Source organism: Amycolatopsis sp. lyj-23 (assembly GCF_046549135.1).
Lineage (GTDB): Bacteria > Actinomycetota > Actinomycetes > Mycobacteriales > Pseudonocardiaceae > Amycolatopsis.
In genome coordinates this window covers 40,955-65,364 of the sequence record NZ_JAJPWN010000011.1, presented here as the reverse complement: position 1 = coordinate 65,364, position 24,410 = coordinate 40,955, and the positions used below count along the sequence as shown (strand labels likewise).

Genomic DNA, 24,410 nt, shown 5'->3' with positions numbered 1-24,410 from the left:
GGCTCCGTGCCGTCCGGGCGGATGCGCTCTCGCGGGGAGGATGGCCATTTTCCCGATAAACCAAACTACGGCGAATGGAGCAATCTCGGATCAGTACCGGTAGTGATCGAGCTTGTACGGACCTTCGACGTCGACGCCGATGTATTCCGCCTGGGCCTTCGTGAGTTTGGTGAGTTTCACACCGAGGGCGTCGAGGTGCAGGCGGGCCACTTTCTCGTCGAGGTGCTTCGGCAGCCGGTGGACGTCGGTGGCGTACTCGCCGGGCTTGGTGAACAGCTCGATCTGGGCGATCGCCTGGTTGGTGAACGAGTTCGACATCACGAAGGAGGGGTGGCCGGTCGCGTTGCCGAGGTTCATCAGGCGGCCCTCGGAGAGCACGATGACCGCGTGGCCGTCCGGGAACGTCCACTCGTGGACCTGCGGCTTGATCTCGTTCTTCACGACGCCCGGCAGCTTCGCCAGCCCGGCCATGTCGATCTCGTTGTCGAAGTGCCCGACGTTGGCGACGATCGCGTTGTGCTTCATCCGGCCCATCTGGTCCGCCGAGATGATCCCGAAGTTGCCGGTGGTCGTGATGAAGATGTCCGCGTCGGCCACGACGTCGTCGAGCTCGACGACGTCGAGGCCGTCCATCGCCGCCTGGAGCGCGCAGATCGGGTCGATCTCGGTGACCGCCACCCGGGCGCCCTGGCCGCGCAGCGCCTCGACCGCGCCCTTGCCGACGTCGCCGTAGCCGCAGACGACCACGCGCTTGCCGCCGATCATCACGTCGGTGGCCCGGTTCAGGCCGTCCACGAGGGAGTGCCGGATGCCGTACTTGTTGTCGAACTTCGACTTCGTCACCGAGTCGTTGACGTTCATCGCGGGGAAGAGCAGCTCGCCGTCCTTGGCCAGCTTGTAGAGCCGCTTGACGCCGTTGGTGGTCTCCTCGGTGACGCCGCGGATCTCCTTGGCCATCCGGATGAAGCGGTCGCCGTCGGCGGCGAGGCTCGCGCGGAGGGTGTCGAGGACGATCCGGTACTCCTCCGGGTCCTCTTCGGACGGCTGCGGGACGGCGCCGGCCGCCTCGAACTCGACTCCCTTGTGGACGAGCAGGGTGGCGTCGCCGCCGTCGTCGAGGATCATGTTCGGGGCCTGGCCGCCCGGGAAGGCGAAGAGCTGATCGGTGCACCACCAGTACTCTTCGAGCGTCTCGCCCTTCCACGCGAACACCGAGGTGCCCGCCGGGGCGTCGGCGGTGCCTTCCGGGCCGACGACGACCGCGGCGGCGGCCTCGTCCTGCGTGGAGAAGATGTTGCAGGACACCCAGCGCACCTGCGCGCCGAGGGCCACCAGGGTCTCGATGAGCACGGCGGTCTGCACGGTCATGTGCAGCGACCCGGCGATGCGGGCGCCCTTCAGCGGCTGCGCGGCGGCGTACTCGCGGCGGATCGCCATCAGGCCGGGCATCTCGTGCTCGGCCAGCCGCAGCTGCGTGCGGCCGGCGTCGGCCAGGGTGAGGTCGGCCACGGCGAAGTCGAGGCCGTTTCGGGTCTGCAGTTTGTCACTCATGCTTCGGTGCACTCCGGAGTTCGTCGGGATGCGCTCGGGAGGCAGCACGAAAGTCGGTGAAGACAACGAAAGAGGCACCTCCCTCGCGGGAGGCGCCCTTGGAGTCGTGGTCTCGGGCCGAGCGTGGCGGAAGGGGATCTCCGTCGCAGCGCCTCTCGGCCCGCACCCAGGATGGCAAAGCCGCGGCGAGGCTGTCAAGCGAGGGGGCGGGCCATGAGAACGTCGTCGACATCGGTGCCGCCGATGCGGAATTCGCCGCGCAGCACGCCTTCCACGACGAACCCGCACCGCTCGTACACCCGCCGGGCGCCGGTGTTGGGCCCCAGCACGCGCAGCGTCACCTTGCGGGCGCCGCGGCGGCGCGCCTCGGCGACGGCGGCCTCGACGAGCCGCCGCGCGATGCCGAGCCGGCGCCGGTCCGGGTCGACGGCGAGCCCGTCGATCACCACCACGTGCCGGTGGGCCGGGATGCCGAACCCCGCGCCGAGCCGCACGTACCCGGCGACCACGCCCTCGTGCTCGGCGACCAGGACGTCTTCGGGGCGCGTGCCGTCGTCGAAGAAGGGTGTCCCGGGCGGGGGAGCGGGCGCGGGGGAGACGGCAGGGGTCCACGTGCGTTCGTCGAGCTTCGCGAGGACGGCTTCGTCCCCGGCGCGGGCGGTCCGGGTGGTGATCACCCGGGCAGCCTGGCGGACGCCGGGGACGGGCGCGAGGGATTTAGACCAGGTGCGCGCGTCGCCAGATGCCTTCCGAACGGCCGCCGATCAGGCTCGCCTCGCGCAGGAACGGCACGATCTTCTCGGCCATCCAGCGGCGCGTCTCGTGGAAGTGCGGGTTCGCCAGCGCCGCGGCCCGGCCTTCGCGCGGGTCGATCCCGACGCTGCGGTAGATCCGCGCGTCGACCATGCTGTCGATCACGCCGAACGCGACCAGCGCGGTGCGCAGCCGGTGGCGCTGCAGGGCCGCCTTCGACAGCTTCGGCGTCTCCCGCAGCACCTCCTCCTTGGCGAACCGGACGTGCCGGGCCTCCTCGACGACGTGGATGCGGTTGACCGAGCGGATCAGCGGCTGGATGCCGTCGTCGTCCATCATCGACCGCTGGAGCCGGTCGGTGGTCTCCTCCGCGACGAGCACGCTGGCGAACATCGACGGCCCGGCGGCGGTGGCGCCGAACACCTTCGCGGCGCGGTGCACCACCTTCGGGACGCCGTAGCGCGGGACACCGAGCCGCTCGGCGGTGCGGGCGAACATGACCGAGTGCCGGGTCTCGTCGCCGATCTCGGTCATCGCGTACTGCGCGTGCTCGGTGCGCGCGTCGAGGTCGAAGACGTACCGGGCGAGCAGCTGCATCAGGACGATCTCGAACCACAGGCCGACGCTCATGATGCTGGCGATCTCGTGCTTGGACAGCTCGATCCGCTGCTCCGGGGTCAGTTTCGCCCAGAGGTCCGTGCCGTAGAGGGAGACGCGTTCGAGCGGCATGTACGCCTTGCCTTCGGCGAGCGGCGCGTCCCAGTCGATGTCGACGTACGGGTCGTAGGAGTTCTTCGCGGAGCTCTTGAGCAGGCGAGCCGCGGTGACGTCCCGGTCCTGGGCCTCGACGCCCATGGCGGCCTCCGAAAAGTAGGGGGTACGCGGTGTACTAGCTAGTTCGGGAGCGTACACCGCCGGGCGGCCGGTGAGTAGGCTTTCGCCGTGACCAAGGTCGACGGACGGGCGACGCGCTGGGCGGGCCAGCAGGAACGGCGGCGCGCGGAGTTCGTCGACGCCGCACTGGCCGCCATCGCCGAGCACGGCCCGGACGTCTCGACCGAGCAGATCGCCGAGCGCGCCGGCGTCGCCCGCACCCGCCTGTACCGCCACTTCTCCGACGCGGCGGACCTCCGCCGGGCGATCGCCCAGCGGGCGGCCGAGCTGGTGACGGCCGACCTGGCGCCGCTGTGGCACCCCGAGGGCTCGCCGAACGAGATGATCTCCACGGTGATCTCGACGCACCTGCGCTGGCTGACCGAGCACGCCCACCTGCACCGCTACCTGACCCGCGGCACCCCGGACGGCCCCGACGTCCGCGGGGCGATCGCCCGCCACCTCAGCTCGCTGTTCGCGGGGTACCTGACGGCGTTCGGCCTGGACCCGGCCCCGGCGGACGCGATGGCGTTCGGCTTGGTCGGCTACGTCGAATCGGCGACGACCCGCTGGCTCGACCACCCGGGCACGCTGACCCTGCCCCAGCTGACGGCCCAGCTCACCGGCACGATCTGGGCGATGCTGGACCACATGCTGCGCGCGGGCGGAGTGGAACTGGACCCGGACCGGCCGTTGCCGCTGCCGGAGGGGCTGTAGTCCTCGCCCGGGAGATCCGGTTCGCCCGGGAGCCGGGCGGGACGCAGCCTTGCCTCGACCGGGCTTTGCCGCGGAAGGGGGCCTTACTCTCGCACGGGAGGTTTCGTTCGCGCGCCCAGGCGGCTGCGTCGCGGATTTCGATGGGTCGGCCGCACGGGGTGAATCTGGAGCCGGCCCGGCTGCGGAGGACCTCGGTCCTTGGGTGGGAGCTTGGTTCGCGCGCCTCGAGTTGCACTGTGGGAGCCAGTGGACCGGTCGCGCGGGGCGGGACCGGCCGTTGCCGCTGCCGGAGGGGCTTTAGCCTCCCGCCCGGGAGGTCGCCTGGGAGCCGGGCTGGGCGCAGCTCGGCCCGCCCGCTAGCCGGCCGCGGCCTGGTCCTCGCGCGGGAACTCCGCCCGCACGCCCAGCAGCCGCACCGCGCGGGTCAGCTCGAACATCCCCAGCACCTCCCGCGCCGCCCGGTCGAGCTCCGCCGCGTCCGACGTCGGCTCCGGCAGCGTGATGCTGTGCGTGTGGGTCAGGAACGGCACGAACCGCACCTTGACCGCCACCCGCGCCGCCGGGCGGCCCTCCTCGACGACGTCCTGGGCGACGCGATTCGCCAGCGCCGAGATCTCCGCCGCCATCTCCGCCGGGTCCGTCAGGTCGCGTTGGAACGTCGTCTCGCGGCTGCGGGACCGGGCCACCCACGGCGTCGCGCTCACCTCGGCGTCGCTGATGCCGCCGCCGAGCAGGCGCAGCCACGGGCCGGTCTTCGGGCCGAAGCGCGCCGCGAGCTCCGCCGGGTCGGCGCCCGCCAGGTCCAGCACCGTGTGGATGCCCAGCGAAGCGAGCTTCTTCGCCGTCTTGCCGCCGATGCCCCACAGCGCGTCGGTCGGGCGGGCCGCCATCACGTCCCACCAGTTCTCCTGCGTCAGCCGGTAGATCCCGCCCGGCTTGCCGAACCCGGTGGCGAGCTTGGCCCGCAGCTTGTTGTCGCCGATCCCGACCGCGCACGACAACCCCGTTTCGGTCGCGATCTTCTCCTTGATCGACGCCGCCAGGGCCTCGGGGTCCGGCGTCTCCGCCCCGACGAACGCTTCGTCCCAGCCCAGCACCTCGAGCACCACCGGCAGCTCCCGCACCGCCGCCATCACCCGCGCCGACACCTCGAGGTACGCGTCGGGGTCGCTGGGCAGGAACACGGCGTCGGGGCAGCGCCGGGCGGCGATCCGCAGCGGCATGCCGGACTGCACGCCGAACTCGCGGGCCTCGTACGACGCCGTTGCCACCACGGCTCGCTCGGTGGGGTCGCCGTTGCCGCCGACCACGACGGGCTTGCCGCGCAGCTCGGGGTGCCGGGCGATCTCGACCGCGGCGATGAACTGGTCGAGGTCGACGTGCAGGACCCACTTCACCCCGCCCAGTCTGCCTCAGATCCGGTGGCGCGCCACGTGGGTCCAGACGGTGCCGGTGAGCGCGAGGATCCCGCACAGCGTCACGCCCGGGTCGGGCAGCACCAGACCCAGGACCAGCAGCGTCACGGCGGCGATGTCGAAGAAGATCAGGAAGGCGCCGCGCAGCGCGCGCGACTTCGGGCGCCGGCCGTCGCGCAGGGCAGCCGCGAGATCGGGGTCGCTGAGCTCCAGGGTCCGCTCGATCTTCTCGAGCTCGGTGCGGTCGTGGTGACTGAGCATCGCGCCTCCTTCGGCGCCGAACCCGCCGTATCGCCGTAGCGAATACCCAATCGTCCTCCCCGCGAACCGCCGAACGCCTTCCGATTTCGTGCTTTTCTCTGGGCCGACCGGGTGATCCGCGCTCCGTGACCGGCGTCGGCCACGTTATGTTGCTGTTCGAACGTGGCCGGTCACGGACCGGACGGCGGTGGGGGCGGCCGGGTGGCCACGTCCTGCCTTCGTGCCGCCTGCCGGTCAGGCCCTTCAAACAGCCGGAGGACTCGATGACCCTGCCCACCGAACCGATCGGCAGCATCCCGCGCCCTGCCTACCTCGTCGAGGGGCTCGGTGAGTTCGCCGCCGGCCGGATCGACGCCGCCGCGCTCGCCGAGCTCGAAAGCCGGGCATTGGCCGACACGATCCGGCGGTTCGAGGAGACCGGCTCACCGGTGCTGACCGACGGGGAACAGGGCAAGCCGAGCTTCGCGACGTACCCGCTGGCCGGTCTCGAAGCCCTGGCGCCGGACGGCGTCGTCATCCCGTTCGCCGACGGGCACACCCGGCAGCTGCCGCGGCTCACCGCGGGTCCCTTCCGCTACGCGACCCACGCGGAGTCGTACCTGAGGGAGGCGAAAACGCGCACCGACCGGCCGGTCAAGCAGGCGGTGATCGCCGCGTCCGCGCTGTCGCTGATCTACCCCGCCGACGGCATCGACGGGTACTCGCGGGAGCAGTTCGTCGCCGACCTGGTGGACGAGGCCGAGGCGGACATCCGCGGCAGCCTCGAGGCGGGCGCGGACAGCGTGCAGATCGACTTCACCGAGGGGCGCCTGTCGCTGAAGCTCGACCCGTCCGGCGGGCTGCTGCGGCAGTTCGTCGAGCTCAACAACGCCGTGCTCGACCGGTTCACCGCCGAGGAACGGGCGAAGATCGGCGTCCACACGTGCCCGGGCGGCGACCAGGACTCCGTGCACAGCCTCGACGTCGACTACGCGGGCCTGCTGCCGGCGCTGTTCGACCTCAAGGCGGGCCGCTTCTTCGTCCAGCTGGCCAGCGAAGCCGACCCCGAGCGCGCGCTGCGGGTGATCGCCGAGCAGCTCCGGGCCGACCAGCGGGTGTTCGTCGGCGTCATCGACCCGATCGACCCGCGCGTCGAAACCCCGGAAGAGGTCCGGGACCGGGTGCTCACGGCGGCCAAGTACCTCCCGGCCGAGCGGCTCGGCACCTGCGACGACTGCGGGTTCTCGCCGTTCGCCGACGACACGTCGACCTCGCGCGACATCGCGTTCGCGAAGATCGCGGCGCGCGTGGAGGGCACGCGCCTGGCTGCCGAGGCGCTCGGCTGAGCCACACCGCCGGTTCAGGCCGCTTCGGCGGCGACCTTGAGGCCGAGGGCGACGAGCACGGTGCCCAGCACGGCGTCGAGGCCCCGCCGGACGCGGCCGGCGCTGAAGAACCGCTTCAGCGCCCCGACCACGACGGCGAGGGTGATGAACCAGAGGACCGTGCCGGCGGTGGCGATCGCGGCGAGTTCGAGGGTCTGCAGGGTGGAGCCGTCGGCGGGCAGGAACTGGGGGAGCAGCGCCAGGAAGTAGACGGCGACCTTGGGGTTGAGCAGGTTGGTCGTCAGCCCCTGCCGGAAGGCGGCGCCCGCCCCGAGCTGCCGCGCCGCGGTGGCTTCCCCGAGGTCCCGGTACTCGCCGCGGCGCACGGCCAGCCACGCCTTGACGCCGAGGACGACCAGGTAGGCCGCTCCGGCCAGCTTGACGACGGTGAAGGCGAGCGCCGACGCGGTGAGCACGGCCGCGACCCCCAGCGCGATCGCGACGACCCAGGCGAAGACGCCGAGCGCGATCCCGGTGCCGGCGGCGATCCCGGCCCGCCGTCCCCCGCTGAGCGCCGAGCGCGTCACGACGACGAAGTCGGGCCCCGGCGACATCGCGCCGAGCACGACGACCAGCAGGAAGGAGGCAGCGGTGGCACCGGGGATCATGGCCCCGAGGGTACGACCGCTCGTCGCCGCGGGGCAGAATGTTCGAATTTGAACTGGTGTAGGGTCGATCTTGTGGGTGATTCCAGGGGCGAAGGCATGACGGCCGAGGTGCGGACGCGGGTGCGGATCCCGCTGCGGCTCGACGGCGGCCTCGCGGTCGACGCCGAAGCCGTCACCTTCCGCGGCCTGGCCGACGGGGGTGAGCACCTCGCGTTCGTCCTGGGCACGCCCGGGGCGGTGCCGCTGGTGCGGCCGCACTCGGAATGCCTGACCGGCGACGTCTTCGGGTCGGCGCGCTGCGACTGCGGCCCGCAGCTGGCCGAGGCCGTCGGGCGGATCTCCGAGGCCGGCGGGTACCTGCTGTACCTGCGCCAGGAGGGCCGCGGGATCGGGCTGTACAACAAGCTCGACGCGTACGCCCTGCAGGACGGCGGTCTGGACACCTACGCCGCGAACGCCGCCCTCGGCTTGCCGGAGGACGCTCGCGACTACACGGTTGCGGCGCAGATGCTCGGCGCGCTGGGCGTGGACCGCGTCGACCTGCTGTCCAACAACCCGGACAAGGCGGCCCAGCTGCAGGCGGCCGGGATCGCGGTGCGCGACCGGGTGCCGACCGGGGTGTACGCGACCGAGAACAACGTGCGGTATCTGCGGGCGAAGGCCGAGCAGACCGGGCACACGTTGAGCCTGCCGGGCCTGGCCAGCTGACCCGGAGGGCCGGCCCGCGCGCCTACTGCCGCGGGTTCGCAGGTTCGTTGACGCTACCGGGCCGGGCCGGGCCGGGCCGGGCGTGGGTGCGGGTCCCGAGCGCCCCAATGTGGCCTTCGGTGCGTCTCACGCACCCAAGGCGGCCTTCGGTGCGTGAGACGCAACCAAGGCCACATTGGGGCGCTCGGGGCGGGCCGCTGCCACGGACCTGAGATGCGCGACACTGGAGGGTCGGCCTGCGTGCGTGGGTGGTCGGCTTGCGTACGCCGAGAGTCGGCCCGCGTGCCTGGAGGGTCGGGCTGCGTGCCTGGAGGGTCGGGCTGCGTGCCTGAAGGGTCGGGCTGCGTGCCTGAAGGGTCGGCTTGCGTGCCTGGAGGGTCGGGTCGCGTGCCTGGAGGGTCGGCTTGCGTGCCTGGAGGGTCGGGCTGCGTACCTGGAGGGTCGGCTTGCGTGCCTGGGCGGTCGGGTTGCGTGGCTTGAGGGTCAGGCGAGGCGTTGGGCGGCTGCGGCGGCCGGGCTCGTGGTGAGCTTCTCCAGGAGGCCGATCAACGCCGTCTGCTCCGCCGGGGTCAGGGCCGCGACCCAGGCCTGTTCGCGCGTGTTGTGCTCCTGGTACGCGTCGGCCACCGCCGTGTGGCCCGCTCGCGTGAGCGTCAGCTCGACTGCGCGGCGGTCGCGGGGGACCGGGGTGCGGGTCACCAGGCCGTCCCGCTCCAGGGTCTTGACCAGCGCCGACACCGCCGCGCGGCTCATCCCCGCCAGCCGGGCCACGTGGCGGGACTCCAGGGGGCCCGCCAGCCACAGCACGAACAGCACCCGGAAGCCGCCCCAGCTCCAGCCGCGGGGGCGGTGGACCGTCGACTCCCAGTCGTAGACCAGCGCGCCGGCCAGGCGGTGCAGCGTCAGGCCGAGGCGCATCGCCACCGGGTCGGTCGTGGGCAGCTCGGCCTGGGTCTTCCCGATTGCGTAGTCGACGAACGAGAGGTAGTCGAGGTCGGCCGGTCGGTCGGTCATGCGGCCAGGTTAGCGACGACGGGTTCCCCGCGGCGGCCCGGCGGGCTAGCCTGACCGCGCCGATAGTCAAGCCTTTGACGAGCAAGGAGCGCTCGCCGTGACGAAGAAAGCCTTCGCCTCTTCGGCCGACCTGGCGGAGAAAGCGCAGACCCTGGAAGTCCTCGCGGACGGCGTGTACGCGCTGACGGCCGAGGGCGACCCGAACATCGGCGCGATCGAGGGCGAGGACTTCCTCGTCTGCTTCGAAGCGCTGGCGACCCCGGTCGCGGCCGCCGAATGGCTCGCGAAACTGCGGGAGCACACCGACAAGCCCGTGCGGTACCTGGTGCTGAGCCACTACCACGCCGTGCGCGTGCTCGGCGCGTCCGCGTTCGACGCCGACGTCATCGTCGCGCACGAGAACACCCGCGCGCTGGTCGCCGAGCGGGGCAAAGAGGACTGGGAAAGCGAGTTCGGCCGCATGCCGCGGCTGGCGAAGGGTGCCGAATCGGTGCCGGGGCTGACCTGGCCGACGCTGACCTTCTCCGACCGGCTCACGATCGACCTCGGCGGCGACCGCGGCGACCTCGTCCTGCAGTACTGCGGGCGCGGCCACACCGAGGGCGACCTCGTCGCCTGGCTGCCGCGGCAGAAGATCCTCTACGCGGGCGACCTCGTGGAAGCCGAGGCCGCGCTGTACACCGGCGACGCGTTCCACCGCGACTGGGCATCGTCCACTTTGGACCGGGTGGCCGCGTTCGGGGCGGAGGTCCTGATCGGCGGCCGCGGCGGGGTGAGCCGCGGCCGCGAAGCGGTCGACGCCGCCATCGCGCAGACCCGGCACTTCCTCGACACGATGATCCGCGAGGTCGGCGCGGTCCGCGACGCCGGCGGCACGCTCAAGGACGCCTTCGAACGCACCCACGCCGCGTTGAACGGCGAGTACGGCCACTGGCCGATCTTCGAGCACTGCCTGCCCTTCGACGTCTCGCGGCTGTGGGACGAGCTGTCCGGCGTCGAGCGGCCGGTGGTGTGGACCGCCGAGCGCGACCGCGAAGTCTGGGACCAGCTCCAAGGATGACGGTCGCGGTCCTCGGCGGCGGACCGGTCGGCCGGACCGCCGCGCTGCTGCTCGCGCGCCGGGGGGTGCCGGTCGTGCTCGTCGACGAGCAGGAGCGGCGCGATCCCGTGGGGTCCAAGGCGATCTGCCAGCAGCGGGACACCTTGGACGTCTGGGCCTGGCTCGGCGCGGGCCGCCTCGCCGAGGAAGGCCTGACCTGGCGGACCGCGCGGACGTTCCACCGGGACGCCGAGCTGTTCTCGCTGAACCTGCCGGACGCCGGATCCGCGTTGCCGCCCTTCGTCAACCTCTCCCAAGCCCGCGTCGAGGAGGTCCTCGACGAGCTCATCGCCCGGCAGCCGCTGATCGACGTCCGCCGCGGCCACCGCGTCACCGGCCTGACCCAGCCCGGCTGCGTCGAAGTCCACTGCGAGACGACGGACGGGCCGCGCCGGATCGAGGCGGACTACGCGATCGCCTGCACGGGCGCGCGCGGCGACACCGTGCGGCGGGCCCTCGGGCAGCACCTCGAGGGCGTGTCGTTCCGGGACCTGTTCCTCATCTGCGACATCCGCGCCGACCTGCCGGGCTGGGCGGCCGAGCGGCGGTTCTACTTCGACCCGCCGTGGAACCCGGGCCGCCAGGTGCTCATCCACCCGTGCCCGGGCTCGCAGTTCCGCATCGACTGGCAGGTACCCGAGGACTACGACCTCGCGGCCGAGGAGTCGGGCGGGGCGCTCGACCGCCGGATCCGCGCGATCCTGGGCGAGGAGCCCTACGAGGTCGTCTGGCGCTCGGTGTACCGCTTCCACACCCGGCTGGTCCCGCGGATGCGCGTCGGCCGGGTGCTGCTCGCCGGGGACTGCGCGCACCTCGTCGCGCCCTTCGGCGCCCGCGGCCTCAACTCCGGCGTGGCCGACGCGGAGAACGCGGCCTGGAAGCTGGCCGCCGTCCTGCGCGGCGAAGCGGGGGAGGAGCTGCTGGAGAGCTACCACGCCGAGCGGCACGCGGCGGCGGTGGAGAACGCGGCCGTCACCACCGCGACGATGGACTTCCTGGTGCCGCGGGACGACGAGCAGCGCCGTCGCCGGCTCGACGTCCTCACGCGGGCGGCGCACGACCCGGCGGCCTGCGAGCAGGTCGACTCGGGGCGGCTGGCCGAACCGTTCTGGTACACCGGCTCGCCGCTGACCACGCCCGACCCCGGGCGGCCGTTCGGGGGACGGCCGCCGCGGGGCGGGCTGCCGGCGCCGGGACCGGGCGTGCTGCTCCCGGACGTCACCGTCGCGAGTGGACGGTTGCGTGACCTGGCCCGGCCGGGTTTCCTCGCCCTGACGACCCCGGGGGTGCGGGCCGAAGGGCTGCGATCGGTGGAGATCCCGCTGGGCGGGGCGCTCGACGCGCGCCCGGGCGAAGCCTGGCTGGTCCGCCCGGACGCGTACGTCGCCGCGGTGTTACGGGTAGGAGACGAGCGGGCTCACCTGGTGCCCGGTGTTCGCGGCGTCACCCGTGTCGTTGATGACATGGGCGATCGTGCCCACGCCGCCGAGTGACACCGAAACGAGGTTGTGGAACCGGACCCCGCTGCTGTTCGGCACCTCGAACGAGTGACTGGCCACAATGGACGGATTCGTGTTGAAGAAGCAGTAGCTGCCCAGCCCCCAGCCTTCGTGGCTGGTCACCGAGTCGGCCACCTTGTACGCCGCCCAGCCCTGCCGTCCGCCGCCGCTGGACCACGAAGCCTGGTCCGGCGGGTCGTACGGCATCTCGTTCTGGAAGAAGTACGTCCGCCCGCCGTTGCCGTTCCAGAGCACCTCGTACTGCTGGTAGTGCTCGACGAACAGGCCGTACATGGTCACGTTCGCGCCGTTGACGACGAGACCGTTGGCCGCGGTGTTGACGTTCCAGCCGACGCCGTTCGAGTGGTCGCCGCGCCACAGCCACATGTGGTCGCCGATGACGTTGTTCGAGTTGACCACCAGTGTCTGCGTGGCCTTCCCGACGGCCGCGCCGCCGATCCGGAAGAACACGTCGTGCAGCGACGCCGGGTCGGCCGCGTGGTTCGCGTTCGACCCCGGCTGGCCGATCTGCACGAGCACCGGCGAGTTGACCGCGCCGGCGTCGATCAGCAGCCCGGCGATCTTCACCCCGTCCACGTCGGACGTCGTGATGGCCGCGGTCCCGTTGGTGGGCATCAGCGTCGCCAGGCCCAGCCCGAGCACCACGGTGTCCGGGCGCGTGACGTTCAGCGCCTGGTCGAGGTGGTAGACGCCCGGCGTCACGAGGAGGTTCTTGCCCGCCGCCAGCGCCGCGTTGAGCGTGGCCGCCGAGTCGGACGGGTGCGCGACGTAGAACTCGCTGAGCGAGATCGACTGCCCGGCCGGGGCGCCGTGACCCCAGCTCGTCCCGGAGGAGTTCTGCCGCAGTGCCGGGACGAACACGTTGTAGCTACCGGAGCCGTCGACGTAGAGGAACGGCTTCTCCCGGACCACCGGCGTCTGGCCGACGACCGTTTCCGGCGGGTTCGGGAAGGAGGCCGGTGGCGTGCCGGTCGAGCCGACGAACACCATGTTCCACACCCCGCCCTGCCAGCCGCCGAGCTCGCTGTTGCGGGTGAAGAACTGCTGCTGCGAGCCGGAAACGGCGACGCCGTCGATCTTGCTGTCGGCGATCAGGCCGCCGCTGGCCCAGCCGTCACCGCCGTTCCACAGCTGGATCTGGCTGCCGCGCAGGTGCATCCGGCGGTAGGGCGCGGCCTGCGCGACGGCCCAGCGCTCGACCTGGCCGGCCGGCAGCGTCACCGACAGGTTCTCGGCCGAGCGCCAGAAGTTCTGCGTCGCGTTGCCCTTGTTGTTCGGGTTGTCGCCCTGCTGCAGCCAGTCCGCCTCGACGCGGACGTGGCCGTTGAGGTTGACGTCGTCCGGGGACAGGCCCAGGCCCGCGACCTGCTCGTAGAAGCCGAGGTTGACGTCGGCGTTGTACGTGCCGGGCTTGAACAGCACGGCGTAGCGCTCGTCGCCGAACTGGTTCGTGTGCTGCTGGTTCGCCAGCTGGGTCAGCCGGTCCTGGATCGTCGCGGCCGGGGTCGAGGGGTCGAACACCGACACGTTGGGCCCGAGGTTCGGGTTGCGCGGGTCGGTCGGCGGGATGGTCGTGGTGTCGCCGGTGCCGTGCGCGGCGACCTCCCACAACGAGTAGCCGTACTGCGTGGCCCGCTGGGTGCCGGTGATCCGGAGGTACCGCGCGGTGCCGGACAGCGGCACGGTCTGCGTGCCGCCGGTACCGGTGGTCGTCGAGTACGCCGTGGTCCAGTTGCTCGCGTCCGGGGACAACTGGACGGAGAACGCTTTCGCGTAGGCGGCTTCCCAGCTCAGCGTCACGTCGCAGAGCTGCTGCGCGGAACCCAGGTCGACCTGCAGCCACTGCGGGTCGCTGAACGCGCTCGACCAGCGCGTGCCGAGGTTGCCGTCGACCGCGGCGGACGCCGGCGTCCCGCCGTTCTCGGTGGACGACGCGGTGGCGGGATGCCCCTGCGCGAGGTTGGTGGTGCCGCACGCGGCCGCGTGGGCCGGTGCGGCGCCGGTCACCACCGCGGTCGTGAGCGCGGTGACCACGGCCGTGGCGAGGACGAAGGAGCGGTGTACCGGGGAGAACGTCGTTGATCTCATGACCCTGCCTGGGGAATCGGGAAAACGGGAGGTACAGCGGCGGGCCGGTGCGAGCCCCACAGCTCGCGCCGGCGTCGGGTGGTGCGGCGGGTCCGCGCCCGGTCACCCCGCCCGGAGCCGTGAGCCGGGAGAGCGGTGCCGGAGCAGGGGTGAGCGCGAACCGGTCAGCCCGAAAGGTGCTCGTTGCGGCGGAGCCGTCCCGGTGGCGGTCACGGAACCGGTTCCGTCGGTGAGTTCGCAGTTAACAGCGCGAAGTTCACCGGCGTCAAGGCTCCGCCGCGGATTCGTTGCCGCAGACCGGTGCGCGGGGTGGTCCGCGACCGTTCGGCGCAGCACCGTTGACATTTTACGACTCTTTATTTATATCCTGAACTAAGAGCGTGCCGACGAGCGGGCCCACACCCGCGCCGAGGACCACGTGAGCCGATCCGCGCCGGGGCAAGGCCGCCCCGGCGCCGGTTCGCCGTGGAGGTGCCCATGCAACGCCGCATGTCGAGGACCCGGGTCCTCGCCGTCCTCGCCTTAGTCCTGGCCGCCCTGCTCACCGCGCCGGTGGCGCAGGCCGCGCCCGTCCTGCTCTCCCAAGGCCGTCCGGTGACGGCGTCCTCGACCGAATCCGCCGCCTTCCCCGCCTCGGCCGCCGTCGACGGCGACCCCGGCACCCGCTGGTCCAGCGGCTTCAGCGACCCGCAATACCTGCAGGTCGACCTCGGGTCCACCCAGCAGCTGTCCCAGGTGGTGCTGAACTGGGAAGCCGCCTACGCCAAGGCGTTCACGATCCAGGCGTCCGCCGACGGCGCCACCTGGACCTCGCTCTACTCGACCACCTCGGGAACCGGCGGCAGCCAGACCCTGAACGTGACCGGCAGCGGCCGGTACGTCCGGCTGACCGGCACCCAGCGGGCCACCCAGTACGGCTACTCGCTGTGGGAGTTCCAGGTCTACGGCGGGGGCGGCACGACCCAGCCCGGTGACGTCCTGCTGTCCTACGGCAAGCCCGGCACGGCGTCCTCGTACCAGGACGACGGCAACTGCCCGGGCTGCCTCCCGGCGAAGGCCTTCGACCACGACCCGGCCACGCGCTGGGCGACGAGCGCGACCACCGGCTGGGTCGACCCCGGCTGGATCAGCGTCGACCTCGGCGCACCCGCGGCGATCCACCAGGTCGTCCTGCAGTGGGACCCGGCCTACGCGGTCGCCTACCAGATCCAGGTGTCCAACGACAACGCGAACTGGACCTCGGTCTACTCGACCACGACCGGCAAGGGCTTCAAGGAGACGCTGACCGTCAACGGTTCCGGCCGGTACGTGCGGATGTACGGCACCGCCCGCTCGAACGGCTACGGCTATTCGCTGTGGGGCTTCGACGTCTACGGCACCGGCGGCAACCCGACGCAGCCGCCGCCCGCGCCGCCGGCCCCGCACTTCCCGGGCACGCTGGTCTGGAGCGACGAGTTCAACGGTCCCGCGGGCGCGGCCCCGGACGCGAGCAAGTGGACGGCCGAAACCGGGCCGGGCGTGAACAACGAGCTCGAGTACTACACGAACAACAACAACGCCAAGCAGGACGGCCGCGGCGACCTCGTCATCCAGGTCCGCCGCGAAGCCACGCCGGGCAGCGCGTGCCCGGTCGACCCGGTCAGCGGCAGCGGCACGTGCCAGTACACCTCCGGCCGGATCAACACCGCGGGCAAGTTCAGCTTCACCTACGGCCACGTCGAGGCCAACATCAAGGTGTCCGGCACGCAGGGGCTGTGGCCCGCGTTCTGGCTGCTCGGCGCGAACTTCTTCAGCGGCACGCCGTGGCCGAACTGCGGTGAGATCGACATCATGGAGCACGTCGGGAAGTCGCCGAACCTGGCCTACTCGACCATCCACGCCCCGGCCTACAACGGCGCCGGCGGCATCGGCCAGCCCTACGACCTCGGCCAGGACGTCTCCGCCGGGTTCCACAAGTTCGGCCTCGACTGGGACGCGAACCACATGACCTTCTCCGTCGACGGCAACGCCTTCGAGACGATCAACCGCGACACCGTCGAGAGCACGCGCGGGCCGTGGGTGTACGACCACCCGTTCTTCCTCATCCTCAACAACGCCATCGGCGGGGACTTCCCCGGTCCGCCGGGCGCCGGGACCGTGCTCCCGCAGGACATGGTGATCGACTACGTGCGGGTCTACCAGTGAGGCGGCGGCTCGCGCTCGTCACGGGCGCCGTCGTCGCGGCGGGCCTGCTCACCGCGCCGCTGTTCACCGCCCAGGCCGCCCCGACGCTGTTGTCGCAGGGGCACGCCGTGACGGCGTCGTCGACCGAGAACGCCGCGTTCCCCGCGAGCGCGGCCGTCGACGGTGATCCCGGCACCCGCTGGTCGAGCCAGGCTTCGGACCCGCAGACGCTGCAGGTCGACCTCGGCTCGGTGCACACGCTGAACCAGGTCGTGCTCCAGTGGGAGGCGGCCTACGCGACGGCCTTCACCCTCCAGGCGTCCACCGACGGCAGCCAGTGGTCCACGGTGTACTCGACGACCACCGGCACCGGCGGCACCCAGACGCTGCCGGTGGCCGGCAGCGGCCGGTACGTCCGCCTCGCCACGACGAAACGCGCCACCCAGTGGGGCGTGTCGCTGTGGGAGTTCCAGGTCTTCGGCGACGGCTCCGCGCAGGCGTGCGGCAGCGCCGACGCGGCCCTGCGGCAACCGGCGACGGCGTCCAGCGTCCAGTCCGACGCGTTCCCGGCGAGCGCCGCGTTCGACGGCGACCTCGGGACGCGGTGGTCGAGCCTGGCCGCGGACCCCCAGTGGATCCAGGTCGACCTGGGCAGCCCGCGTCCGGTCTGCGGTGTCGACCTGACGTGGGAGACGGCGTACGCGAGCGCGTACACGATCCAGCTGTCCACCGACGGCTCGTCGTGGAGCACGGCGGCGACCGTGGCGGGGACCGGCGGGACCGAGCACCCCGCGGTGTCCGGGACCGCGCGGTACGTCCGGCTGACCGCGACCGCGCGGGCGACGCAGTGGGGTGTCTCGCTGTGGGAGTTCGCGGTCCACACGTCCGACAGTGCCACGCCGACGACCACGCCGACGACCACGCCGACCAACCCGGGTGGCTGCCCGTGGGTGGGGTCGACGGCGCCGGTCGCCGACCGGGTGAACCAGCTGATGGCCGTCATGACGCCCCAGCAGAAGGTGAAGGTGCTGCACGGCAACGGCGCCACGGGACCCTACATCGGCAACACCGATCCCGTGCCCGAGCTGTGCATCCCGGCGCTCGGCCTGCAGGACGGCCCGGCCGGGGTCGGTGACGGCCTCGACGGCGTCACCCAGTTCCCGGCGCCGGTGTCGGCCGCCGCGACCTGGGACACCGGGCTGCTGAACCGGTACGGCAGCGCGATGGGGGCGGAGTTCGCGGGCAAGGGCGTCGACATCGCCCTCGGCCCGACGATCAACCTGGTCCGCGACCCGCGCTGGGGCCGCGACTTCGAGACCTACGCCGAAGACCCGTACCTGGCCGGCGCGGCCGGGACCGCGACGATCCAGGGCATCCAGAGCCAGGGCGTGATGGCGCAGGCCAAGCACGCGGCGGCCTACAACGTCGAGGCCGGGGCTTCGCGCGGGACGCCGTCGGACAACGTCATCGTCGACGACCGGACCCTGCACGAGCTGTACCTGCCGGCCTTCCAGCAGGTGGCGAGCCAGGGCCAGGTCGCGTCCATGATGTGCGCCTACAACGAGATCAACGGCGTCCCGGCCTGCCAGAGCGCCGGCGTGCTCACCCAAGCCATCAAGCAGGACGCCGGCTGGGGCGGGTTCGTCGGCTCGGACTGGGGCTCGGCCACCGGCGGGGCCCGGCAGCTGGCCAACGGCGGGCTCGACATGGAGATGCCCGGCGGCGCGTTCTTCGGCCAGGGCCTGCTCGACGCCGTCTCGCGCGGCGAGGTCACGCAGGCGCGCGTCGACGACATGGTCCGGCGGGTGCTGACCCAGATGTTCCGCTTCGGCCTCTTCGACCGGGCGCGGCGGGGAACACCCCAGTCCGTCGTGACGAACGCGGCGAACGTGGCCACCGCGCGGGACGTCGCCGCGGCCGGGACGGTGCTGCTGAAGAACACCGGCGTCCTGCCGCTGACCGCGGCGACGAAGTCGATCGCGCTCTCCGGCGGCGACGGGATCGACCCGCAGAACATCGGCGGCGGCAGCGCCAAGGTCAACCCGTCGCCGGCGTCGGTGAACCCGATCAACGGCATCAAGGCGCGGGCCGGGTCCGGCGTCACCGTGTCCTATGTGGACGGCGCCGGGGAGCACGTGCAGACGCCGAACATCCCGGGTGCGGTGGCGGCGGCCAAGGCGGCCGACGTCGCGATCGTGTTCGCCAGCTACGGCGAGTCCGAGACCCAGGACCTCGACAGCATCGACCTGCAGCACCAGCAGAACGACCTGATCGACGCGGTCGCCTCGGCCAACCCGCGCACGGTCGTGGTGCTCAACACGGGCTCGGCGGTGACCATGCCGTGGCTGGGCAAGGTCGCCGCGGTGCTCGAGGGCTGGTACCCGGGCCAGGAGAACGGCAACGCGCTCGCGTCGCTGCTCTACGGCGACGTCAACCCGTCGGGCAAGCTGCCGGTCAGCTTCCCGAAGCAGCTCGCCGACCTGCCGACGGCGAACGTCCAGCAGTTCCCGGGCGCGAACGACCGGATCGAGTATTCGGAAGGGCTCAACGTCGGCTACCGCTGGTACGACAGCCGCAACCTCGAGCCGTTGTTCCCCTTCGGCTTCGGGCTCTCGTACACGACGTTCGGGTTCTCGAACCTCGTCGTGACGCCGCAGGGGACGAACGGCACGGCGACCGTGACGGCGACGGTGACCAACACCGGTACCCGGGCGGGCGCGGACGTCGTCCAGCTCTACGTCGGTCAGCCCGCCGGGAACGGCGAGCCGCCGAAGCAGCTCAAGGGGTTCAGGAAGGTGGCGCTGAACCCCGGCCAGAGCGCCCAGGTGTCCTTCCCGCTCACCCCGCGGGACCTGGCGCACTGGACGGGCTCGTGGACGACCAACGCGGGCCAGTACCGGGTCTACGTGGGTGATTCGTCGCGCAACGTCCCGCTGTCGGGGACGCTGACGGTCTCCTGAGTCGACTCGCGCACCACGAGCGCGGTCGGGACGATCAGCGGGGCGTCCGGGGACGGCGCGCCGGCCAGGCGATCCAGCAGCAGGCCGGCCGCCGTCTCGCCCATCTGCCGCAGCGGCTGGCGGATCGTGGTGAGCGGCGGCTGCGTGTGCGCGGCCAGGGGGATGTCGTCGAAGCCGACCACGGCGACGTCCCCCGGCACCGCACGGCCGGACTTGCGCAGCCCGGCCAGCACGCCCGCCGCGGTGAGGTCGTTGTGCGCGAAGACCGCGTCGAACTCCGGGCCGGTGGCGAGCAGCTGCAGGATCGCCGCCTCACCGCTTTCGCTCGTGAAGTCGCCTTCGATGATCAGCCGCGGGTCGAGGGTCAGGCCCGCGTCGAGGACGACCTCGTTGAAGCCGTTGAGCCGGTCGGCCGTGCAGCCGAAGTCCCGCGGCCCGGTGACCGTGGCGAACCGGGTGCGGCCGGTGGCCAGCAGGTGGCGGGCCGCGGCCGCGCCGCCCTGCCGGTTGTCCGTGCCGACCGAAGGGAACGCGGGACGGCGGCCGCGGTCGTCGATCACCACGACCGGCAGCCCGGAGTCGTGCAGCACGCGCAGGTGCCGCACCGCGTCCGGCGGTTCCACCAGCAGGAGGCCGTCGAACGCCTTCGCCGAGACCTGGCGGGAGAACTCGCCGAGGGAGTCGGCGCCGCGGTTGGCGGTGGACAGCAGCAGGCCGTACCCCTTGGACTCCACGACGTCGGCGACACCCTGGAGCACCTCGCCCATCCACGGCCAGGTCAGTCCCGGCACCAGCATCCCGACCGTGCGCGTCACCCCGCGGGCCAGCCCGACCGCGCCGGCGCTGGGGATGTACCCGGTCGCGGCGATCACCTCGCGCACCCGGATCGCGGTGGCGGCGTCCACGTCGGCCTTGTTGTTGAGCACCCGCGACACGGTCGTCTTGCTCACCCGCGCGCGGCGGGCGACCTCGGCGATCGTGACGCGCATCCGTCCTCCCGATCGGGCGGTGGAAAGCTCCGTTGGTGCCAAGCTCTGTGGTGACAAGGTACTCGCCCGCGGGGCCGCCGCGGGGGGTGCGAGATCGATCAAGTGCGGACGGACAACCGGGTGAGGCTCGCGTCGCCGGGCCGCCAGCGCGTCCGGACCGCCACGTACCGGGCCGGCCCGGAGTCCGCCGTCGCGTACGTGACGCCGTCGACGCTGGTCTCGACCGTCGCGCCGGGCACCCGGCCGCGGGTCCAGGCCAGCTCGACCGCCGAAACCTCCGCCACCGCCCCGAGATCGACGACCATCCGCCCGTCGGGGCCGGGCCGCCACGCCGTCGCGGGGTCGTCGTCGACGGCCGCGCCGGGGCTCGACATGCCCGGCGGCAGGGGTTCGGCGGGGAAGGTGGTCCGGCCGAGGGCGCGGTCGGCCAGCGGGTAGGGGCGGAGTTCGGCGAACACGACCGGGACGGTCCGCCGCGGCGGCAGCAGCACCGGCCGCGCGCGACCGCCGTCGGGCGTCACGGTGACGAGCACGGGCAGCAACCCGGCCGGGGCGGTGAGCTCGACCCGGCTCGCGTCGCGGACGACGGCTTTCAGCCCGGCTGGGCCGCGCACGGTGAACCGCGGGGGCTCGATGCGGCCTTCCGCCGGAGCGAGCTCGTAGGACAGTGCCGTACCCGTCCGGGTGACGGTCTGCTCGCCGCGGTACAGCCGGGTTTCCCCGGGCAGGACCGCCGTGCCGCGGACCGCGGCGCCGGAGAGGTTGAGCAGCACGAGGAAGCCGTCGGTGACGGTGGCCTCGACCGCGTCGGCGCCGGCCGGGACGCGGCCGCTCGCCTGGGGCGGCCCGGGCCGCAGCTCGGCGACGAACCGGGCGGGCGGCCCGTCGGAGAGCGTGACGCGGTCGCCGGCGACGGTGAGGGGGTTCGGGCCCGCGACGGTGATCCCGGCGCGGCCGTCGACGTCCAGCCGCCCGCCGGTGCTGCGCAGCGCCGGCACCGGGTAGGTCGTGGCCGTCGTCCAGGTCACGCCGTCGGCCGAGGTCTCGATGCGGTACTTGCGCCCGGCGGCGGACTCCCAGCTCAGCCGCACGCGGTCGATCAGCCGCGGCGCGCCGAGGTCGACGGCGAGCCAGCTGTCCGCCCGCGAACGGTCCGATGTGGACACCGCCCACCTCGTCGCCGCATCGCCGTCGTTGGCGTACTTGGCTTCCTTGCCCGGCGTCGCCGAAGAGGCCGAAGCGGTCCCGGTCCGCGCGAGGTCGGGACCGTCGCCGTCGCGGACCTCGAACGCCCAGAGCGAGTAGCCGTACTGCGGGTCCGGCTCGACGCCGAGCATGCGGACGTGCCGCGCGGTGACCGGCGTGAACGTCAGGTCGTCGGTCCGGGCGCCGGTGGGGGCGGCCGCCGCCGCGATCGTCACCGTGCCCTCGGCGGCGGTGTAGGTGCGGTTGCCGTCGAGGCCCGGGACACCCGGCATGGTGAGGTTGTAGACGTTCAGGACGCCTTCGCCCTCGGCGACCCCGGTGCTGGCGTACACGGCGGCGCCGGTCGGGAGGGTGGCGAAGGCGGCGTACCCGGTGTCGAAGCGCAGGACGCCGACGGTGCCGTCGAAGCCGTCGCGGACCTTCGCGTAGACCGTCGCGTGCCGGTCCCGCACCGCGGAGTTCGCCGACGGCAGCAGCATCGGGTTGGCGCCGCCGAGCACGAACAGCCAGTCGTCGTGGTGCGGCTGCCAGGCGAACTTGACGAAGCCGGGCTTGCTGACCGTGGCCGCCCAGGCGGCCGGGGAGCGGTGGGCCAGCAGACCCGGCCCGGCGCCGAAGTCCGCGACCCCGGCCGCGTGGGTGTCGAACTCGCCCTTGCCCACCGGGACGACCGGGCCGCCGTGCGCGGCCCGCCACTCGTGCAGCAGGTAGCTGATGGCCACTTCGGCGCGGGCCTCCGGCTCGTACTTCGGCTCGCCCGAGAACTTCGTGATCCGGTCGGCGGGCGCGTAGGCCTGGTACGGCTCGAGCCGCGCGGCCAGCTGAGCCTCGGCGTAAGCGGCGTAGCGGTCGCCGAGCACCTGGGCGCGGAAGGCCAGCGGGATGACGTCCCGGCCGTAGAGGTGCTCGCGGTCGGCGACCATCGGCATCAGCGGCTCACCGGCGTCGCTGGTCATCAGCAGCATCGTGCGCCACAGCAGTTCGCCGTTGGGCTGCGCGGTGAGCACCTCCGGCAGCGGCGTGCCGGCGGCGAGGAAGTGCATCGCGTTGCGGCCGGAGGTGCGCCAGAGCTCTTCCTGGTAGTGCGGGCCGAACGAGCCGTGGTTCTCGACGAGGAAGGTGTCGTAGAGGTTCGTGGCGGTGTTCGCGCTCACCGGACGGCCGTCGACGAGCCGCGGGTTGGCCAGGTCGGCGGCGGGCAGCCCGGCTTCGTTGCGGCTCCAGGCGCCGAAGCCCGCCCGCCAGTCCGCCGCCCGCGGGTCGGCGGCCGCCCACGCGAGCGCGGGGGCCAGCGACTGGGCGTAGACACCCATCTCTTCCAGCTTGGTGTCCCCGACGTGGCCACCGAGCAGGCCGTTCGGCGTCCAGGCGCCGGAGTCCGGGTCGTCGCCGGTGCCGAGCGCGGTCGTGTACGCGGCCTGCCCGGTGGTGATGCGCTCGACGGCGGCCCGGGTGGGGTCGTCGAGGTCCGTCCACAGGAGACGGGCGGCGAGCAGGAAGTACGACTGGAAAGTCGTGTCGAAGAACAGCTTGCGGCCCCACTCGGCGCCGCCAGCGAGCCGGTTGGAGGCGGCGAAGCGCCGGATCGTGGCAAGCGTGTGGGCGCGCAGGGTGTCCCGGTCGACCCCGGCGACCGCCGGGTCGTAGCCGTCGCGCGTCAGCAGGACGGCGTTGCCGAGCACGACGGCGAAGGTGAAGTCCCGGGCCGGGTAGGTGCCGGCGACCGGGTCGAACTGCTGCTCGGCCCAGCGGGTGTGCCGCAGCAGCACGCGCAGGTAGGTCGCGGCGACCGGGTCGGGCGGCCCGCCGGGTGCCGCCGCCCGCGCCAGGCCGGGGAGCAGGCCCGAAGCCAGTGCCGCCGCCGCGCCGCCCGCGCCCAGCAGGCGCAGCGCCTGCCGCCGGTCCAGCTCCATGCCCGGGTCTCCCGTCGTTGACAACCTTGTCAGCGCGGATTCTGGGACGCCGCCGTCACCACGGGCAACCCCGGCGGCGGATCCCGTCCGGTTTCGGACATCCGTATAACGGCCTACACGCTGCGCTCGTGGTGCGCGATCACGACACCCTTGGTCGTGGTGACGCAGCCGATGTGCCGGTTGACCAGGCCCGCGGCGTGCAGGAGCCGCACGAGCGACACGCTGTCGATGACGGCCAGGTCGCGGCCGGGCCGGGACTTCAGCTCGGCCACCGTCCGGGTCGCCTCGCCCCGCAGCAGGATCGAGTTCTCCCGCGCGCCGGCGTCGCCGAGGGTGGTCGAGGCGACGTACTTGGTGGCGGCGTTCAGGTGCTGCGTGAGACGAACGGCGGCGGCCCGGATCGACAGCGGCGGCGGCGTGATCTGATGACAACGTGATCACCGACCCGTGGGTGCTGCTGCTGCTCGTGCTGGCCGGCGTCGGCGCCGGCCTGACCGGGGCGACCGCCGGGCTCGCGTCGCTCGTGTCCTACCCCGCCCTGCTCGCCGCCGGGCTGCCGCCGGTGACGGCCAACGTCACCAACACCGTCGCCATGCTGGGCACGACCGCCGGTGCCGCGGCCGGGGCGCGGCCCGAACTGGCCGGGCAGCGGCGGCGGCTCCTCCCGCTCTGCGCGATCACCACCGTCGGCGGCGCGTGCGGCGGCCTCGTGCTGCTGCTGACGCCGTCGAGCGCGTTCACCGTCATCGTGCCGTGGCTGATCGGCGGGGCGTCGCTGGTCCTGCTGGCGGCCCCGCGGCTGCGCCGGCTGGCCGAAGGCGCCGAGCACCACGGCCTCAGCCCGGCCACCGGCGTGGTCGCGTTCCTCATCGGCGTCTACGGCGGCTACTTCGGCGCCGCGGCGGGCGTGCTGATGCTCGCGCTGCTCGTCACCGTCTGGAGCCAGCCGCTCGCCCGGACCAACGCGGCGAAGAACCTGGTCACCGGCTCGGCGAACCTGCTCGCCGCGATCGTCTTCGCGGTCACCGGGAAGGTGGTGTGGCCGGCCGCGCTCGCGGTCTGCCTCGGCTCGCTCGGCGGCTCGTGGCTGGGCTCGGCGCTCGTGCGCCGGCTGCCGGCGACGCCGTTGCGGATCGCCATCGGGATCGGCGGACTGGGCCTGGCGGTCGCCCTCGGCCTGCGGGCATGATCTGCGGACATCGGCGAGC

Annotated in this window: 20 protein-coding genes and 1 riboswitch; of the genes, 8 read left to right on the top strand and 12 right to left on the bottom strand. The window is 72.7% G+C overall.

Annotated features, from left to right (window positions below):
• Window positions 1-90: 90 nt before the first annotated feature.
• The 3 genes from ahcY to ACLJPY_RS27045 all read right to left on the bottom strand — a co-directional run bounded on the left by ahcY (window position 91) and on the right by ACLJPY_RS27045 (window position 3,159).
• Window positions 91-1,551: an adenosylhomocysteinase gene (ahcY, locus tag ACLJPY_RS27055; protein ID WP_410592582.1), complete on the bottom strand. Its 1,461-nt coding sequence runs from the start codon at window positions 1,549-1,551 to the stop codon at window positions 91-93.
• Window positions 1,552-1,634: 83 nt separating this feature from the next.
• Window positions 1,635-1,714, bottom strand: a riboswitch (S-adenosyl-L-homocysteine riboswitch).
• Between the two features lie 31 nt (window positions 1,715-1,745).
• Window positions 1,746-2,228, bottom strand: coding sequence for a GNAT family N-acetyltransferase (locus ACLJPY_RS27050; RefSeq protein WP_410592581.1), 483 nt, complete (start codon window positions 2,226-2,228; stop codon window positions 1,746-1,748).
• Between the two features lie 40 nt (window positions 2,229-2,268).
• Window positions 2,269-3,159 (bottom strand): AurF N-oxygenase family protein, encoded by an 891-nt coding sequence (locus ACLJPY_RS27045; RefSeq protein ID WP_410592580.1) that lies wholly within the window; start codon window positions 3,157-3,159, stop codon window positions 2,269-2,271.
• Between the two features lie 87 nt (window positions 3,160-3,246).
• Between ACLJPY_RS27045 and ACLJPY_RS27040 the strand changes: the two genes are divergently transcribed.
• Window positions 3,247-3,894: a TetR/AcrR family transcriptional regulator gene (locus ACLJPY_RS27040; protein ID WP_410592578.1), complete on the top strand. Its 648-nt coding sequence runs from the start codon at window positions 3,247-3,249 to the stop codon at window positions 3,892-3,894.
• Between the two features lie 356 nt (window positions 3,895-4,250).
• Here ACLJPY_RS27040 and ACLJPY_RS27035 read toward each other — a convergent pair whose 3' ends face one another.
• Together ACLJPY_RS27035 and ACLJPY_RS27030 are read right to left on the bottom strand one after the other, a co-directional pair.
• The gene (locus ACLJPY_RS27035) at window positions 4,251-5,291 is read right to left on the bottom strand and encodes a DNA polymerase IV (protein ID WP_410592576.1); all 1,041 of its coding nucleotides are present in this window, start codon (window positions 5,289-5,291) and stop codon (window positions 4,251-4,253) included.
• A gap of 15 nt (window positions 5,292-5,306) precedes the next feature.
• Entirely contained in the window at window positions 5,307-5,570 is a 264-nt protein-coding gene (locus ACLJPY_RS27030; protein ID WP_410592574.1) for a DUF3040 domain-containing protein, read from the bottom strand.
• A gap of 263 nt (window positions 5,571-5,833) precedes the next feature.
• On the opposite strand from ACLJPY_RS27030, the gene ACLJPY_RS27025 reads away from it, so the two are divergent.
• Window positions 5,834-6,895 carry a cobalamin-independent methionine synthase II family protein gene (locus ACLJPY_RS27025; RefSeq protein ID WP_410592572.1) on the top strand — a complete coding sequence of 354 codons (1,062 nt, stop codon included), beginning with the start codon at window positions 5,834-5,836 and terminating at the stop codon, window positions 6,893-6,895.
• A gap of 14 nt (window positions 6,896-6,909) precedes the next feature.
• Here the strand turns inward: ACLJPY_RS27025 and ACLJPY_RS27020 are convergent, their stop codons facing one another.
• Entirely contained in the window at window positions 6,910-7,542 is a 633-nt protein-coding gene (locus ACLJPY_RS27020) for a LysE family translocator (RefSeq protein ID WP_410592571.1), read from the bottom strand.
• A 96-nt stretch (window positions 7,543-7,638) separates the two neighbouring features.
• On the opposite strand from ACLJPY_RS27020, the gene ACLJPY_RS27015 reads away from it, so the two are divergent.
• Complete coding sequence (locus ACLJPY_RS27015) at window positions 7,639-8,250, top strand: GTP cyclohydrolase II (RefSeq protein WP_410593062.1); 612 nt, start codon at window positions 7,639-7,641, stop codon at window positions 8,248-8,250.
• Window positions 8,251-8,272: 22 nt separating this feature from the next.
• Here the strand turns inward: ACLJPY_RS27015 and ACLJPY_RS27010 are convergent, their stop codons facing one another.
• Together ACLJPY_RS27010 and ACLJPY_RS27005 are read right to left on the bottom strand one after the other, a co-directional pair.
• Complete coding sequence (locus ACLJPY_RS27010) at window positions 8,273-8,737, bottom strand: hypothetical protein (RefSeq protein WP_410593060.1); 465 nt, start codon at window positions 8,735-8,737, stop codon at window positions 8,273-8,275.
• The gene (locus ACLJPY_RS27005) at window positions 8,734-9,264 is read right to left on the bottom strand and encodes a MarR family winged helix-turn-helix transcriptional regulator (RefSeq protein ID WP_410592570.1); all 531 of its coding nucleotides are present in this window, start codon (window positions 9,262-9,264) and stop codon (window positions 8,734-8,736) included. The genes ACLJPY_RS27010 and ACLJPY_RS27005 overlap by 4 nt, the downstream gene beginning before the upstream one ends.
• A gap of 97 nt (window positions 9,265-9,361) precedes the next feature.
• On the opposite strand from ACLJPY_RS27005, the gene ACLJPY_RS27000 reads away from it, so the two are divergent.
• Both ACLJPY_RS27000 and ACLJPY_RS26995 read left to right on the top strand, forming a co-directional pair.
• Window positions 9,362-10,324, top strand: a complete 963-nt coding sequence (locus ACLJPY_RS27000; protein ID WP_410592568.1) for an MBL fold metallo-hydrolase — start codon at window positions 9,362-9,364, stop codon at window positions 10,322-10,324.
• On the top strand, window positions 10,321-11,856 hold the full coding sequence (locus ACLJPY_RS26995; RefSeq protein WP_410592567.1) for an FAD-dependent monooxygenase: 1,536 nt from the start codon (window positions 10,321-10,323) through the stop codon (window positions 11,854-11,856). Before ACLJPY_RS27000 ends, ACLJPY_RS26995 begins: the two co-directional genes overlap by 4 nt.
• On the opposite strand, the gene ACLJPY_RS26990 is transcribed toward ACLJPY_RS26995, so the two are convergent.
• Complete coding sequence (locus ACLJPY_RS26990) at window positions 11,758-13,971, bottom strand: discoidin domain-containing protein (RefSeq protein ID WP_410592565.1); 2,214 nt, start codon at window positions 13,969-13,971, stop codon at window positions 11,758-11,760. The two genes, ACLJPY_RS26995 and ACLJPY_RS26990, sit on opposite strands and share 99 nt — an antisense overlap.
• A gap of 477 nt (window positions 13,972-14,448) precedes the next feature.
• Between ACLJPY_RS26990 and ACLJPY_RS26985 the strand changes: the two genes are divergently transcribed.
• Window positions 14,449-16,155, top strand: coding sequence for a discoidin domain-containing protein (locus ACLJPY_RS26985; RefSeq protein WP_410592563.1), 1,707 nt, complete (start codon window positions 14,449-14,451; stop codon window positions 16,153-16,155).
• A complete protein-coding gene (locus tag ACLJPY_RS26980; RefSeq protein WP_410592562.1) occupies window positions 16,152-19,094 on the top strand; it encodes a glycoside hydrolase family 3 C-terminal domain-containing protein in 2,943 nt (980 codons plus the stop codon). The genes ACLJPY_RS26985 and ACLJPY_RS26980 overlap by 4 nt, the downstream gene beginning before the upstream one ends.
• On the opposite strand, the gene ACLJPY_RS26975 is transcribed toward ACLJPY_RS26980, so the two are convergent.
• The 3 genes from ACLJPY_RS26975 to ACLJPY_RS26965 all read right to left on the bottom strand — a co-directional run bounded on the left by ACLJPY_RS26975 (window position 19,037) and on the right by ACLJPY_RS26965 (window position 23,474).
• A complete protein-coding gene (locus tag ACLJPY_RS26975; protein WP_410592561.1) occupies window positions 19,037-20,083 on the bottom strand; it encodes a LacI family DNA-binding transcriptional regulator in 1,047 nt (348 codons plus the stop codon). The two genes, ACLJPY_RS26980 and ACLJPY_RS26975, sit on opposite strands and share 58 nt — an antisense overlap.
• Before the next feature lie 98 nt (window positions 20,084-20,181).
• Window positions 20,182-23,202, bottom strand: a complete 3,021-nt coding sequence (locus ACLJPY_RS26970; RefSeq protein ID WP_410592559.1) for a discoidin domain-containing protein — start codon at window positions 23,200-23,202, stop codon at window positions 20,182-20,184.
• Window positions 23,203-23,315: 113 nt separating this feature from the next.
• Entirely contained in the window at window positions 23,316-23,474 is a 159-nt protein-coding gene (locus ACLJPY_RS26965) for a hypothetical protein (protein WP_410592558.1), read from the bottom strand.
• 161 nt (window positions 23,475-23,635) lie between these two features.
• Here ACLJPY_RS26965 and ACLJPY_RS26960 point away from each other — a divergent pair, with 161 nt between their 5' ends.
• On the top strand, window positions 23,636-24,391 hold the full coding sequence (locus ACLJPY_RS26960) for a sulfite exporter TauE/SafE family protein (RefSeq protein ID WP_410592557.1): 756 nt from the start codon (window positions 23,636-23,638) through the stop codon (window positions 24,389-24,391).
• Window positions 24,392-24,410: the final 19 nt, after the last annotated feature.